The following is a 13560-nucleotide window of genomic DNA, read 5'->3' on the forward strand; positions in this document are numbered from 1 at the left end:
CGCGTTAACTGTATGTCATACAAATCCGGCCCGTTTGCGGCGAACGGAGGGAAACGAGCATGCACAGCCCCTATGACGACCTGCCGAAGAACCAGGCCAACTACGCCCCGCTGACCCCGCTGACCTTCATCGAGCGTGCCGCCTACGTCTATCCCGACAAGCCGTCCGTCGTGTACGGCGCCCAAAGCTGGACCTGGAAGGAAACCTACGCCCGCTGCCGCCGCCTGGCCTCGGCCCTGTCCCGCCGCGGCATCGGCAAGAACGACACCGTCGCCATCATCGCCCCCAACACCCCGCCGATGTACGAAGCCGCGTTCGGCGTCCCCATGTGCGGCGCGGTGCTGAACACCCTGAACACCCGCCTGGACGCCGAGGCCATCGCCTTCCAGCTCCGCCACGGCGGCGCCAAGGTCCTGATCACCGACAGCGAGTTCTCCCCGGTGATCGAGCCCGCCCTGGCCTTGCTCGACATCAAACCCCTGGTCATCGACATCGACGACCCCGCCTGGCCGGATGGCAAGCTGCTGGGCGAAATCGCGTATGAAACCTTCCTGGCCGAGGGCGACCCCGACTACCCCTGGCAGAATCCCGCCGACGAATGGGACGCCATCGCGCTCGGCTACACCTCCGGCACCACCGGCGACCCGAAGGGCGTCGTCACCCACCATCGCGGTGCGCATCTGAACGCGATCAGCAACATCCTCAACTGGGGCATGCCGCACCATGCGGTGTATCTGTGGACGCTGCCGATGTTCCACTGCAACGGCTGGTGCTTCCCCTGGACGATGGCGGAGCGCGCCGGCGTCAACGTCTGCCTGCGCCGGGTTGAGGCAAAACCAATGCTGGACGCCATCCGCGACAACGGCGTGACCCACATGTGCGGCGCCCCGATCGTCTACTCGATGCTGATCAACGCGCCGCCCGAACTGCGTGCCGGGATCACCCACCGCATCGCCGGCCAGGTCGCCGGCGCCGCCCCACCCGCCGCGATCATCGAGGGCGCCGAACAAATCGGCATAGAACTGACCCACGTCTACGGCCTCACCGAGGTCTACGGTCCCGCCGGCGTCTGTTCCAAGCACGAATCCTGGTCCCACATGCCGATCGACAAACGAGCGGAACGAAACGGCAGGCAAGGCGTGCGGACGCCGCTGCAGGAGGCGATGACCGTCCTCGATCCCGCCACCATGCAGCCGGTTGCATGGGACGCCGAAACGATGGGCGAGATCATGTTCCGCGGTAACATCACGATGAAAGGGTATCTGAAGAATCCATCCGCCACCGAACAGGCCTTCGCCGGCGGCTGGTTCCACACCGGCGACCTCGCTGTGATGTATCCAGATGGCTACGCGAAGATTCGCGACCGCTCGAAGGACGTCATCATCTCCGGCGGCGAAAACATCTCGTCCATCGAGGTGGAGGAAACCCTATACCGCCACCCTGCGGTGCTGAGCGCCGCCGTCGTCGCCCAACCGGACGAAAAATGGGGCGAGACCCCCTGCGCGTTCATCGAATTGAAGCCCGGCACCTCAGTGACGGCGGAGGAACTCCGTGACTTCTGCCGCCAGCACATGGCCCGCTACAAGGTGCCAAAGACGTTCGTCTTCCGCGACATTCCCAAGACATCCACGGGGAAGATCCAGAAGTTCGTGCTGCGGCAACTGGCGAAATCGACGGCGGCGATCGAATAGGCTCCGTCGTATCATAGCGATGGGAAGTCAATATCGTCCTGCACCTGGAGGGATGCATGGTTCGTTGGCACCCGCCGCGCAGGACCTTCCCCCCCCTTCGAGTGTCGTCACTGACACCGCGCCATTCTTTAAGGCGGATTAGCGGGATTGCAGATGGATGAAGGGGATGGCGCGGCTGCGGCAGCCCGTCACCGAACGGATCATTGGGTGTGCTTTTCAGGTTGCCAATACGCTCGGTCACGAATTCATCGAAATGATCTACGAGAACGCCCTCGCTTGCGAGATGCGGAAGTCCCGCTTCGATGCCGTCCATAGCGGGGGCGCGGTCTTCTACGACAGTGTCGCCGTCGGCGAATACACCACCGACCTGATCGTCGAAGAGTGGGTCATCGTCGAACTCAAAGTTATCTGCGGACTGAGCGACATCCACATCCCGCAATATCGAACCCATCCACGGGCAACCGGCAAACCATTGTGCCTGCAGGTCAACTTCAGCCGACCCAGAGTCGAAACCTACCGCATCACCGCCCAAGCCTGATCGCACAACAATCCCCTTCATCTCCCCTTATCCCGCTTAATCCGCCTCAAAAATGAAAAGCCATGACCATGGCCCCGCCGGCCGGGTTTCATGCATGGCGGGTCGGGCTGCCGATGGAATCCAATCGCCATTGCTGCCGACTTTTCGATTGGCTCACCCATCACGCCGACGAAGGTCGGCATCTACACCTTTTTACATACAAAAATGAAGACGTGGACGAGGGGCCTCCCTCCGCCATAACGGTTGCTCCGCAATGCCGAAGGGTCAACAACAACGGCGGTTGGTATCAACCATTCTCAGCGCCCCTCAGCGCCCTCTGTGTTGAAAGCGATAGACGAAACAAAGCGAGGTATCGGGTGTTGCGCACGCAGGAGAGCGTTCGCCGCAATAATAGCTCTGCCCCGCTTTCGTCACAGAGGCCATTTCGTCGCTACCAAGTATCGAGCAAGAAGATATGTTCCGCCATGCGCAACCAGAAATGCTCACCCCCCAGGACGCAATCCAGCCCCGACGTAGCTTAGCAAAAAGCCCCAACTGGCGCGCATATCGAGGCGCCAAACCCAACCTTACTCCCGCTGCCGAGCCCTCAGATCCACCACATTGTCGCCCTCGGCATCCGAACCGGCGGCGACGCCCAGCACCTCGGCCACCTTGCGGGCCAGTTGCTCGCGCTTGAACGGCTTGCCCAGCAGTTGCACCCCGTCGTCCAGCCGCCCGTGATGCACGATGGAGTTCTCGGTATACCCCGACATGAACAGCACCTTCACCTCCGGCCGCATCGCGGTGATGCGTTCCGCCAGTTCCCGTCCGCGCACTTTTCCCGGCAGCACGACGTCGGTCAGCAGCATGTCGATATCCGCCGCGTGCGCGCCGAACACAAGCAGGCCCTCATCGCCGTCCGACGCTTCCAGCACGCGGTAGCCAAGGTTGCGCAGGATCGCCACCGCGATCTCCCGCACCCCCGCCTCATCCTCCACCACCAGGATCGTCGCCGATCCGCGCGGCAGGTCGGCCGGCACGCCGCTGCGTTGCATGTTCGAAGCCGCGCCGCCGATCGCGCGTGGCAGATACAGTTTGACCGAGGTGCCCTCGCCGGGTTCGGAGTAGATCTTCACGTGCCCGCCGGACTGCTTGACGAAACCGAACACCATGGCGAGCCCAAGCCCGGTGCCGCGTCCTTCGGTTTTCGTGGTGAAGAACGGTTCGAACACGTGGGCCACGATGTCGGGCGTCATGCCGTGGCCAGTGTCCGACACCGCGACCATGACGTAGTCGCCGGGCACGACTTCGGCATGGGCGCGCGCGTACTCCTTATCCAGCACCTTGTTCGCCAGCTCGATCGTCAGCCGGCCGCCGGTCGGCATGGCGTCGCGCGCGTTCAGTGCCAGGTTCAGCACCGCGCTCTCCAACTGCGCCGGGTCGGCCATCGCGGGCCACAGCCCGGCGCTGTCGACGAACCGCACGTCGATATGCTCGCCCAGCGTACGCCGCAGCAGCGGCACCAGCTCCGGCAGGTTAGTCGACAGGTCGATCGGCGCCGGGGCCAGCGGCTGCTTGCGTGCGAACGCCAGAAGCTGGCTGGTCAGCGTACCGCCGCGCTGCGCCGCCCACAGCGACCGCTCGATGTTCGCCACCACCGGATTTTGCGGGTCCAGCCTGGCGCGTGCCAGTTCCAGATTGCCCATGATCACGGTGAGCAAGTTGTTGAAATCGTGCGCGATGCCGCCGGTAAGGTGGCCGATGGCCTGCATCTTATGCGACTCCCGCAGCACCGCCTCGGACTGCGCCCGCTTCGTCATGTCGGTGACGGTCAGGACGAAGCCATCATCGGGTGCGGGGGTACGGCGAATCTCCAGGTGCCGGCCGTCCGGATGGGTGCATTCGTAGACGATCGGATCGTGCCCGGTCTGCTCGCCATGCGCGATCTGCTCTTCGGTTTCCAGCAAGGTCTCGCCGCCGGCGGCCAGATAGTCGGCAAAGGCCGCATAGGGCGTCTCGGTACGCACCATGGCCGGCGGCAGGTCCAGCAGAACCTGGAAGCATTCATTCCAGTGCCGCAGCTTGTGCGCGGGTCCGAACACCGCGACACCCTGGCTCAGGCTGTCCAGCGAAGCGTGCAGCCGTCCTGCCAAGATCCGCTGTTCGGCCTCCGCGCGGTATGAACGGTTGTAGGCCTGGTTGAGCAAACGGGCGGCCCACAGCAGTGCGAGGATAGCGATCGCGGTGGCCGAGAATGCGAGGCCGCGAACCCACTCGCCGCGGCTGTCGGTCGCTGCCAGCCGTTCATCCAGAAGCGTCTGTTCCTCGGTCGACATGGTGGCCAGGGTCTGCTCGATCGTCGTCATCGTCTCCCGGCTGGCCCCGGTGCCGAAACCCTGCACCGCCGCGTCCAGGCCCTTGTCGCGCCGGATCTGGATCGATTGCGCAAGCTGTTGGGCGCGGCGCTGGAAGGCTGGTGCCAGGGCACGCAGATGGGCCTGCTGGTTGGCGTTGTCGCCCGTCAGCCTCTGCACTTCACCGAGGAGGAGGGAAATCCGGCCGAGAGCCGCTTCGTATGGCGCCAGATAATCGTTGTTGCCCGTCAGTAGGTAGCCGCGCTGGCCGGTTTGGGCATCGCGGACGGAAATTTCAAGGTCGCGGATTACACCCAGGACCTGGTAGCTGTGTTCGGTCCACTGACGCGCGGACCGGGCGGCGGCGAAGCGATCCCAGGTCGTGAGGGCGATCAGCGCGAGGACCGCGATCAAGCCGCCAAACACCAGAAGGTTGGCGCGCGAGACTAGCTTCTTGGACATGACGGCGCTGATCCCGACAACGATACGGAGCCGTTCGCCGAAGCCTGTTACACGGCGCAGGGACTCTTTCCGTTTTCTCCTGCAACAATTGGCCGGAGTCCAAACACGGTACGTTGTGCGCCGCATAGCGCGTTGAGTCCCCACGCTGACCGCGCTACCCTGCGCCGCATGGCCCGACTCAGTGTGAATTTGAACAAGATCGCGTTGCTGCGAAATTCCCGCCACACCGGCGTGCCCGATCCGGTCCGGTTCGGCCGCTTGGCGCTGGAATCAGGCGCGCAGGGCCTGACCGTCCATCCCCGCCCGGACGAACGCCACATCCGCACCGCCGATGTACCACTGCTGGCCGAGCTGATGCGGCCATACCGCCCGGCGATGGAGTTCAACATCGAGGGCTATCCCGACGACCGCCTGATGGACATCCTGCGCGACAACCGGCCGGAGCAGGCGACGCTGGTCCCCGATGCGCCGGGTGCGTTCACGTCGGAGGAAGGCTGGAAACTCGACCCCGCCCAGGCCGCGCTGGTGACGCCGGCGATCGCCGCGATGAAGGCGCTGGCCTGCCGGGTGATCCTGTTCATCGATCCGGAGCCGGACGTGATACCGCGCGCGGTCGCGGCCGGTGCCGACGGCGTGGAGATCTACACCGGCGCCTATGCCGCCGCGTTCCATCATGGCCGGCATCATCCGATCCTGCAGCACATCGCCGCGACCGCTTCCCGCGCTCGGGATGCCGGCTTGGTGGTCAATGCGGGACACGACCTGAACCTGCACAACATCCCGCCGCTGATGCGGGCGGTTCCGTTCCTGGCGGAGGCCTCGATCGGCCATGAACTGACCGCCGACGCGCTGGAGAACGGGTTCGCCGCGACGGTCGCGGCTTATGCGAAGGCATTGGGGTAGAGCCACCAGCGACCCGTCGTTACGCTTCCTTCAGCAACGGCCGCGTGGCGTTACGTCCGGCGGGCTGCTAGAACCCGCCCATGATTATCGACATGCATACCCACGCAGGCCCTCCCCGTCGCACCGGCGATGTGGACCGGACCGTGCTCGCCACGATGCGTCCGGCCGGGGTTTCCGCCGCCGTCGTTGCCGCCATCGGCGACATCCCGATGATCCGCCGCGACCGCGACACCGGCCGTTTGCAGAAATTCCGCGACCCCAATCCCGGCGAGTGCCTGGAGGCAGTGGAAAGCTACCTGACCAGCTTCGAGCAATCCGGCACCCGCATCGCCCGCGAACCCGACGATTTTCGTCCGGACGATCCCGCCCTGGTCCTGGCGATCGAGGGCTGCGACTTCCTGGAAGGCGATCTCGACCGGCTGGACGTGATGGAAGCCCGCGGCGTCCGCAGCATCCAGCTCACCCACTACCTGGTCAACGAAACCGGCGATATTCAAACCGCACCGCCCGTCCACGGCGGACTGACCGCGTTCGGGGCGGAGGTGGTGCGGCGGATGAACAAACTCGGCATCATCCTCGATGTCGCGCATTGCTCCGAGGACACCGTCAAGGACGTCGCCGCCGTCGCCACAAGGCCGTTCCTGTGCACCCACTCCAACCTGAAGGAGCCTGGACACAAGAACGGCGATCACCCGCGCTTCATCGGTCCGGACTACGCCAGGATGGTGGTGGAATCCGGCGGCGTGGTCGGCGCCTGGATCGCCGTCCTGGCGGAAGAGAAGCTGCCCGGCATGATCCGCCATCTGTTCCGCATGATCGACGCGCTGGGCATTGATCACGTCGGCATCGGCACCGATATGCCCGCCGGCGTCGCCGCAACCGAAATGCCGGATTTCTCCCGCCACCCGGAAATCGTCGCCGCCCTGCGCAACCACGGCCTGACCGCGGAGGAGATCGAAAAAGTGTGTTCCGGCAACTGGCTCCGCGTGCTGCGCGCGGTACGCGCATGACCAATGGAGCAGGGCAGGGTGCCCCCGACGCCGGCGCCCCTAACGTCAACGACCGCGACGCCAGCAAACGGCAGGCCGCGATGGCCGCGGTGGCGATGGTGCACGATGGGATGGTCGTCGGCCTGGGCACCGGCTCGACTGCCGCCTTCGCCATCGACGGGCTGATTGCCCGCGTCCGCGACGGCCTGCGCATCGTCGGCATCCCCACCAGTGAGCGCAGCGCCAAACAGGCGCGCGACGGCGGCATCGCGCTGACCGATTTTTCCCGCCATCCCAAGCTGGACCTGACGATCGACGGCGCGGACGAGATTTGCCGCGGCTCGCTGGACCTCATCAAGGGCCTTGGTGGCGCGTTGCTGCGGGAGAAGATCGTCGCCGCGGCCAGTGCGTCCCTGGTGATCGTCGCCGACGAACCAAAACTGGTTTCCAGCCTCGGCGGTACGGCACCGGTCCCGGTCGAGGTCGTCACCTTTGGTTGGGAAACCACCGTCGCCCGCCTGACCGGACTCGGTGCCAATCCGGTCCTGCGGAAGGCGCCCGATGGCACTGTGTTCCGCACGGACGGGGGGAATCTGATCCTCGACTGCCATTTCGGCGTCATCGCCGATCCGGGACGGCTGGAGCAGGAATTGTCCGCGACGATCGGCGTGGTCGAAACCGGTTTGTTCATCGGCATGGCCGCCACGGCGCTGGTGGCAACGCCCAGCGGGATTGTTCGGCTGGATCGCTAGGCCTTTAGCCGGAGCGGAAACAGTCGGTGTGCCTCTCGCCGTCATGGCCGGGACACGCCCCATAAGCATCAGGATAAGCGCCAAACGGAAAATTCTTTGGCCGACTGCTCCGTTGTCTACCCGTCATGGCCCGGCGTGTCCGGGCCATCCGCGCTTCGTCCGCCGGAGCGAAGATGGCCGGGACACGCCCGGCCATGACGGTGAGAGCGTGGCGCCCGACGAATCCTTCTCTCCGCCGCCGCTATCCTGACACGCCCGGCCATGACGATTGTGCAACTATGCGTGGACGCCCTACGCGAAGACTACCGGCTCGCGACCTGGCGCGTGACGGGCCGGATCATCAGGCAGGCGCCCTTGCGGTGACCTGAGCAGGCGTCCTGTGCATCCGACTGGGTCAATCCCATCACCTGCGCCCGCCAGATCGTTTTCTTCCGCAGGTGGACGGGCTCGATCCGTACCTCACCCGCTTCGGCTTCCCGCCGAGCCGCCATGGCGGCGGTATGCGCGGCGGCTTCGGTGGGGAAGGTGCCAACCTGCACCACCCAGTTCGCCACCACGCGCGCCCGTGCGGATACCGGCACCGTTGCCGGCCGCATTTGTTCGGCGTCGATCCTCGCCATCACGCGCGTGTGGGAGGATACCGGCCGTGTCACCTCCGCCGCATGGGCGGTGGCGATCAGTGTCACCCGCGACGCCATCAGAACCGGCTTGTGAAACGCCGGCACGTCCATCTGCTCAAAACCATGATCCAGCAGCGACGTCATCTGGATGTCGCGTTCCCCGTTCGTGGCCGCGCCCAGCACCACGCCCACCAGCCGCACGCCGCCGTGCACGGCGCTGGTGACCAGGTTATGCCCCGAGGCATCGGTATAGCCGGTCTTCAATCCGTCGGCGCCCGGATACGTGCGCAACATGTTGTCGTGATTGAAAATGATCTGCCGGTGCCAGGCGAAGCTCGGTGTCGAGAAATAGCGGTAGTATCCGGGAAAATCGTTGATCAGCCGCCGGCCCAGGACCGCCATGTCGCGGGCGGTGGTCCACTCGTTGGGGTCGGGCAGGCCGGAGGCGTTGGTGAACGTGCTGTGGCCCATGCCCAGCGCCCGGGCACGCAGGGTCATCATCTGGGCGAAGCGATCCTCGCTGCCGCCCAGCAACTCACCCAGGGCCGCGGCGGCGTCGTTCGCCGATTTGGTCACCAGGCCCAGGATCGCCTGCTCCACGACCAGATGGGTGCCGGGCATCAGGCCCAGTTTCGTCGGTTCCATCGACGCGGCATGCGACGACACCGGGACCACCGTGTCCAGGTTGATCCGGCGGTCGCGCAACGCCTCAAACGTCATGTAGAGGGTCATCATCTTGGCCAGGCTGGCGGGATGGCGCGGCTCATCCGCGTTCATATCCTCCAGCACGTCGCCGGTCCCCGCGTCGACCACGATGGAGCTGTAGCGGGCCGACCCGACCTGCGCATGCGCCGGGACGGTGATGGCCACTGTGGCCAGCAGCCATGATGCTAAACCGCCGGCGGCCAACAGGCCACGCGACAGCTGCTTGCCCACAAGGCACGCGACGCTGACCATTTATGTCCCTTCCTGAGCTTCGATGAAACTTTATGTGTCAGGCGCGTGTGCTGTCCAGCCTAAAACTGTCCGAAAACCGTAAAAAGTGAAGACCTTATGGGGCGACGCTCGCACGGACTCACCCGATCGCCAGCGTATCGGATGTAACAAATTCGTGGGGCCGGGGCTATCTTGTGCGGCGCACAAAATATTCTTGATCGTTGCTCGCGAAGTTTCTATAACCGGGATGTTGCGATGCAGCAGAGCCAGCCCCGGCATGGATGCAAGGGTTTTCGGCGGGGCGTTCGTCCGATCCCACACGTTCGCCGCCGCGCGACTGATCTGCCTTTAACGTAATGAAAGACAACGCGATGACAACGAGCAAATCGAAGATCGTCGAAATGACCGAGGCCGCGGAACCCGTCGTCAGCAAGGCCGCCGAAGCCGCCGCGTCACCCTTGAAGGACGGTATCGCCAAGGCGGCAGCCGGCTTCGAGGCGACCCAGGCGAAAATGAAGGAAGGCGTTGGAAAAGCCATGAAAACCGCCGAGGAATTGGTCGCTTTCAACCATGCCAATCTCGAGGCCATGGTGAAATCCAGCCAGATCTGGGTCACCGGCGTGCAGGACCTGTCCAAGCACATGGCCGCCGCCGCGCAGGCGTCCCTGGATGAAGGCATGTCCGCCTTCAAGGCGCTGTCCGCCGTGAAATCCCTGAAGGACGCATTCGAACTGCAGTCGTCCTTCGCCCGCGCCGCCCTGGAAAAGTCCTTGACCGAGTCGGGCAAGCTGACCGACGCCTCGTTCAAGTTGACGGAGCAGGCGCTGGCACCGATCGCCGCCCGCGTGACCGTCGCGGTCGAGACGTTCGCCAAGACCCCCTGATCGGTCTCGCCGCGAGGCAGGGCGGTTCAGGGCATCCTCCCCCCAAAGAACCGCTCTCTCGGCGACAACAAAGGCCCGGGCATTTGTCCGGGCCTTTGCTTTTGCGCGCATGCCCCCATTTCCGGGATCGCCCCGCTTTCGGGGCGGGTTGCGCGGCTTCGATATTTCCCATCTTTTAATCTATCGATACCATCCGATAGGCGCATGGTTCGGCATTTGGGTGAAGAACCCTCTTGCGGGAACGGCCGGTCGGCGCAATCGTCTTTGTCGGGCGGGTGCCAATACCCTTTCATCGGGGGCTTGCATTCCGATATGCTGAGTTCCTGATAGCCAAACAGTGATCGGCTTCAGGGGCGGGATGGAATGAGGGCGAATTGCCCGGGTTGCTTCGACGAAGGATAGGTCTTGAAGAATGGCCGGGCGGCGGTTGTGCGCGGGACGACGAATGGATGCGAACAGGAATGAGCGATAACGACAAGCGTGGCGGCGGGACGACGGAAGGACCCAATACCGGGGTCGTCGTCAAGGCACGCCCGAAGACCCGCAAGCCTGCGATGTACAAAGTGTTGATGCTGAACGACGACTACACCCCGATGGAGTTCGTCGTTCATGTCCTGGAGCGCTTCTTCCAGAAAAACCGCGAAGAGGCGACCCGGATCATGCTGCATGTCCATCGCCGCGGCGTTGGGGTGTGCGGCGTCTACACATATGAGGTCGCCGAAACCAAAGTCACCCAGGTTATGGACCTGGCTCGGCAGAACCAGCACCCTCTGCAGTGTACGATCGAGAAGGAATGATGACGCTGTTCGGCGCTTCGGCACCAACATCGTAAGCCTGACGGGTGGGGCGGATGCGCCACCCGGGTCTGTTCGGGTCCCTTATCGGACCGCTAGCGTTTAGGAGCGTCGGAAATGCTGTCACGGAACCTCGAACAGACGCTTCATCGCGCCCTGTCGCTCGCCAGTGAACGGCGGCACGAGTATGCAACCCTGGAACACCTTCTGCTCGGTCTTGCGGACGATACCGATGCCGCCACCGTCCTGAAGGCCTGCGGCGTCGATCTCGACAAGCTGCGCAACGACCTGACCGAATTCCTCGACAAGGATCTCGCCGGCCTCGCCACCGACCGGCCCGGCGACCCGAAGCCGACCGCCGGTTTCCAGCGCGTCGTGCAGCGCGCCGCGATCCACGTCCAGTCCTCCGGCCGCGATGAGGTCACCGGCGCCAACGTGTTGGTCGCCCTGTTCAGCGAACGCGAGAGCCATGCGGTCTACTTCCTGCAACTGCAGGACATGACCCGCCTCGACGCGGTGAATTTCATCAGCCACGGTATCGCCAAGGCGCCCGGCCGGTCGGCCCAGCGCCCCGTCGCCGGCACCAACAATCCCGCCCCCGAAGGCGGCCAGCCAGAGCAGGAGCGGGAGGAAAAGCCCAACCGCCGCAGCCAGGACGCGCTGACCAACTACTGCGTGAACCTGAACAAGAAGGCGATGGCCGGGAAGATCGACCCGCTGATCGGCCGCGATATCGAAATCGAGCGGACCATCCAGATCCTGTGCCGCCGCACCAAGAACAACCCGCTGTATGTCGGCGATCCCGGCGTCGGCAAGACCGCCATCGCCGAGGGCTTGGCGAAGCGCATCGTCGAGGGCGACGTGCCGGAAGTCCTGGCCAAATCGACCATCTATGCGCTGGACATGGGCTCGCTGCTCGCCGGCACCCGCTATCGCGGCGACTTCGAGGAACGGCTGAAGGCCGTGGTGAACGAACTGGAAGCGCAGACCAACGCCATCCTGTTCATCGATGAGATCCACACCGTGATCGGCGCCGGCGCCACCAGCGGCGGGGCGATGGACGCCTCCAACCTGCTGAAACCCGCCTTGGCGTCGGGCAACCTGCGCTGCATCGGCAGCACCACGTACAAGGAATTCCGCAACTACTTCGAGAAAGATCGCGCGCTGGTCCGCCGATTCCAGAAAATCGACGTGAACGAGCCGTCGCTGGAAGACAGCGTGAAAATCCTGCGCGGCCTGAAGCTGAACTACGAAAAGCACCACAAGGTCCGCTACACCGATGAGGCAATACGAGCGGCGGTGGAGCTGTCGGCGAAATACATCAACGACCGCAAACTGCCGGACAAGGCGATCGACGTGATCGATGAGGCCGGCGCCTCCCGCATGCTGTTGCCGGAGCACAAGCGCCGCAAGACGGTCACCTTGAAGGACGTGGAAGAGATCGTGGCGAAGATCGCCCGCATCCCGCCAAAGTCGGTGTCCACCGACGACAAGGAGACGCTGCGCAACCTGGAACGCGACCTGAAATCGATGGTGTTCGGCCAGGACAAGGCGATCGAGGCGCTCGCCGCCGCGATCAAGCTGGCCCGAGCCGGCCTGCGCGAACCGGAAAAGCCGATCGGCAACTACCTGTTCTCCGGCCCCACCGGTGTCGGCAAGACCGAGGTCGCCCGTCAGTTGGCCTCCACCATGGGGATCGAACTGATCCGCTTCGACATGTCGGAATACATGGAGCGGCATTCGATCTCCCGCCTGATCGGCGCCCCGCCGGGCTATGTCGGGTTCGACCAGGGTGGCATGCTGACCGACGCGATCGACCAGCATCCGCATGCGGTGCTGCTGCTGGATGAAATCGAAAAGGCCCATCCGGACCTGTTCAACATCCTGCTGCAGGTCATGGACCACGGGAAACTGACCGACCACAACGGCAAGACGGTCGATTTCCGCAACGTGATCCTGATCATGACCACCAATGCGGGTGCCTCCGACATGGCCAAGGAAGCCATCGGCTTTGGTCGCGAAGCCCGCACCGGCGACGATGAGGACGCGATCAAGCGCCTGTTCACGCCGGAATTCCGCAACCGCCTGGACGCGACGATCACCTTTGCCGCCCTGACGCCGGAAATCGTCGGCCGTGTGGTGGAAAAGTTCGTGATGCAGTTGGAAGCCCAGCTCGCGGATCGCAACGTCACCATCGAGCTGTCCTCCGCCGCCAAGGAATGGCTCGCCGAACGCGGCTACGACCGCCTCTACGGCGCCCGTCCGCTCGGCCGGGTGATCCAGGAGCACATCAAGAAGCCGCTGGCCGAGGAACTGTTGTTCGGCAAGCTGGTGAAGGGTGGCGCGGTCAAGGTGACGCTGAAGGACAAGAAGTTGGACTTCGAGATCACCGAAGCGGCCCTGCCGGCCCTGCCGAAACCCGAGGGCGACGACGACGGCGCCGCCGACCGCGAACAGGAAGTCGAGGTCTAAGGCATTCTTTCTGACCCGGCCAGGACGCACTCAAAGTCACGGCCGGGTCAGCTATAGCCTTACCCGCCACACCCGGGTCGGCTGTCTCTTATCCGTCACGGCCGCGCCGGCTGTCTCTTATCCGTCATGGCCGTGCCGGCTGTCTCTTATCCGTCACGGCCGTGCCGGCTGTGTCCTACCCGTCGT

At 64.4% G+C, this 13560-nt stretch carries 10 protein-coding genes; 8 read left to right on the forward strand and 2 right to left on the reverse strand.

The window, feature by feature from the left end:
- Positions 1 to 59 precede the first annotated feature (59 nt).
- Together GSQ89_RS21940 and GSQ89_RS21945 are read left to right on the forward strand one after the other, a co-directional pair.
- Positions 60 to 1691 (forward strand): acyl-CoA synthetase, encoded by a 1632-nt coding sequence (locus tag GSQ89_RS21940; protein ID WP_158929193.1) that lies wholly within the window; start codon positions 60 to 62, stop codon positions 1689 to 1691.
- Between the two features lie 157 nt (positions 1692 to 1848).
- On the forward strand, positions 1849 to 2229 hold the full coding sequence (locus GSQ89_RS21945; protein WP_216856313.1) for a GxxExxY protein: 381 nt from the start codon (positions 1849 to 1851) through the stop codon (positions 2227 to 2229).
- A 566-nt stretch (positions 2230 to 2795) separates the two neighbouring features.
- On the opposite strand, the gene GSQ89_RS21950 is transcribed toward GSQ89_RS21945, so the two are convergent.
- Positions 2796 to 5024, reverse strand: coding sequence for a CHASE3 domain-containing protein (locus tag GSQ89_RS21950; RefSeq protein ID WP_158929195.1), 2229 nt, complete (start codon positions 5022 to 5024; stop codon positions 2796 to 2798).
- 168 nt (positions 5025 to 5192) lie between these two features.
- Here GSQ89_RS21950 and GSQ89_RS21955 point away from each other — a divergent pair, with 168 nt between their 5' ends.
- From GSQ89_RS21955 to rpiA, 3 genes are all read left to right on the forward strand, one after another.
- Positions 5193 to 5927, forward strand: a complete 735-nt coding sequence (locus GSQ89_RS21955; RefSeq protein ID WP_158929197.1) for a pyridoxine 5'-phosphate synthase — start codon at positions 5193 to 5195, stop codon at positions 5925 to 5927.
- Between the two features lie 92 nt (positions 5928 to 6019).
- A complete protein-coding gene (locus GSQ89_RS21960; protein ID WP_158929199.1) occupies positions 6020 to 6937 on the forward strand; it encodes a dipeptidase in 918 nt (305 codons plus the stop codon).
- Positions 6934 to 7668 (forward strand): ribose-5-phosphate isomerase RpiA, encoded by a 735-nt coding sequence (gene rpiA / locus GSQ89_RS21965; RefSeq protein WP_158929201.1) that lies wholly within the window; start codon positions 6934 to 6936, stop codon positions 7666 to 7668. Before GSQ89_RS21960 ends, rpiA begins: the two co-directional genes overlap by 4 nt.
- A gap of 302 nt (positions 7669 to 7970) precedes the next feature.
- Here the strand turns inward: rpiA and GSQ89_RS21970 are convergent, their stop codons facing one another.
- Positions 7971 to 9245 carry a D-alanyl-D-alanine carboxypeptidase family protein gene (locus GSQ89_RS21970; protein WP_158929203.1) on the reverse strand — a complete coding sequence of 425 codons (1275 nt, stop codon included), beginning with the start codon at positions 9243 to 9245 and terminating at the stop codon, positions 7971 to 7973.
- Between the two features lie 350 nt (positions 9246 to 9595).
- On the opposite strand from GSQ89_RS21970, the gene GSQ89_RS21975 reads away from it, so the two are divergent.
- The 3 genes from GSQ89_RS21975 to clpA all read left to right on the forward strand — a co-directional run bounded on the left by GSQ89_RS21975 (position 9596) and on the right by clpA (position 13374).
- Positions 9596 to 10108: a phasin family protein gene (locus tag GSQ89_RS21975; protein ID WP_158929205.1), complete on the forward strand. Its 513-nt coding sequence runs from the start codon at positions 9596 to 9598 to the stop codon at positions 10106 to 10108.
- 461 nt (positions 10109 to 10569) lie between these two features.
- Positions 10570 to 10905, forward strand: coding sequence for an ATP-dependent Clp protease adapter ClpS (gene clpS / locus GSQ89_RS21980; RefSeq protein ID WP_104522707.1), 336 nt, complete (start codon positions 10570 to 10572; stop codon positions 10903 to 10905).
- Positions 10906 to 11019: 114 nt separating this feature from the next.
- A complete protein-coding gene (gene clpA, locus GSQ89_RS21985) occupies positions 11020 to 13374 on the forward strand; it encodes an ATP-dependent Clp protease ATP-binding subunit ClpA (RefSeq protein ID WP_158929207.1) in 2355 nt (784 codons plus the stop codon).
- The last annotated feature ends 186 nt before the right edge of the window (positions 13375 to 13560 follow it).

The organism is Acidisphaera sp. S103 (genome assembly GCF_009765975.1).
Lineage (GTDB): Bacteria > Pseudomonadota > Alphaproteobacteria > Acetobacterales > Acetobacteraceae > Rhodopila.